The 1735-nt window shown below is 57.0% G+C and carries 1 protein-coding gene; it reads left to right on the top strand.

Annotated features, from left to right (window positions below):
- Window positions 1–360: 360 nt before the first annotated feature.
- Window positions 361–1735: trehalose-6-phosphate synthase (locus tag EOC06_RS36800; protein ID WP_245470405.1), on the top strand; the 1375-nt coding region annotated here is incomplete at its 3' end.

The raw sequence follows: 1735 nt of genomic DNA, 5'->3' as shown, positions 1-1735 counted from the left end.
CCGCCCAGCAGGGCACAACCCACGCCGGAAACGAACTCAAAACTGCATAGAAACTGGGGGCAACGTCACGTGGTGACAAAGCTCTGGGACCGTTGGGAGGATGATGGATGATGCGCTCATCGCGAACCCGGAGGCGCCGGTCTGCCACACTAGTGGTCGTAGGGAATCGGCCCACGCTTTCAGTTAAATCAGGAAAAACATGATCCAAAACCGAAGCTTTGGGAGCTCAGTTCCTGCCCCGCTTAGTGCCTATTTGTATCCGCTATTCTGCCATACGCCTAATGAGATTGTCCCACCTGATGACCGTCCCTAACTTGGCTGTGATCAAAGCCAAAAAGCTGGCGGGCAACAGGAGTGATCATGAAGAACATTATGAGTGTCGGTGGGGACGGTGGAGATCGTAGACTGGTCATCGTGTCAAACAGGGTTGCGCTGCCCGACGAGCACGGGTCAGTGCCCCCGGGCGGAATGGCCATTGCGCTGAACGCTGCGCTCAAGCAACGAGGCGGCCTTTGGATGGGCTGGTCGGGGAAGGTGAAAGCCGAGAAGAAACAGGTGTCACCGACGATGCAGGAGGCCAACGGCATCACCTATGCCCTTGCCGATCTCTCGGAGAAGGATCTGGACGAATATTACTACGGCTTCGCCAACAGGGTTCTTTGGCCGGTCTTCCACTGCCGTGTCGACCTCGCCGAATACAACGACGCGAGAAAGTCAGGATACTACCGCGTCAACCGACTCTTCGCAGAATCTTTGATGCCGCTCCACCGCGAGGACGACGTCATATGGGTGCAAGATTATCACCTGATCCCTCTAGGGAAAGAACTGCGCGAGCGCGGCTGCCGCAACCGGATCGGCTTTTTCCTGCACATACCATGGCCGCCGGCGGACATCCTCGCCACCGTGCCGCTCTGCGAAGAATTACTGGAAGCGCTTTCGTTCTATGACCTTGTCGGCTTTCAAACCGACGACGATCTTAACAACTTCGCCGAATGTCTAAGCCGCCGAAACCTAGGGCGTCTCATGAAAGACGGTAGCTGCCTAGTCAAAGGGCGACAGTTTCGCTGCGGGGTTTTTCCAATCGGTATCGACACGGCCAAGTTCGAGAGCCTCGCAAAGCTAGCGACGCGCGACGGGGATCTGCAGGAAGTTTACAAGAAGACCGCTGGCTGTGACGTCGCCATTGGTGTCGACCGATTGGATTATTCCAAGGGCATCGATCAGCGCATCGTGGCGTTTCGCCATTTCCTTGATCGTAACAGTCATCGCGTCCGCAAGACGCTACTGCTGCAGATTACCCCGAAATCCCGCGGGGAAATACCGGCCTATCTAGCGCTGCAAAAGCACATCGCCGAACTGGTGGGAAGTGTCAATGGGGAACTTGGAACCATCGATTGGGTACCAGTACACTACACCAATCGTTCCCATGGCCCGCTGGAACTGGCCGGCCTCTACCGAATGGCACGCGTTGGTCTAGTGACGCCGCTCCGCGACGGCATGAACCTGGTGGCGAAGGAATACGTGGCTGCGCAAGACCCAAGCAATCCGGGCGTCCTCGTGCTCTCGCAATTTGCCGGCGCCGCTGGCCAGTTGGAGGGAGCGGTGCTCGTCAATCCCTATGACCCAGAGGCTGTGGCGGCCTCCACGGAAAAGGCATTTCGCATGTCACCAGAGGAACGGAAAGACCGTTGGAGCGCAATGAAGAACAGTCTCAAAGGCCACGATGTCTATCGAT

The sequence above is a fragment of the Mesorhizobium sp. M7A.F.Ca.MR.362.00.0.0 genome, assembly GCF_004023175.1.
In the GTDB taxonomy this organism is placed as follows: Bacteria; Pseudomonadota; Alphaproteobacteria; order Rhizobiales; family Rhizobiaceae; genus Mesorhizobium.
Note: the sequence above shows the minus strand (reverse complement) of the source record. Positions and strands in the feature narration are given on the sequence as shown.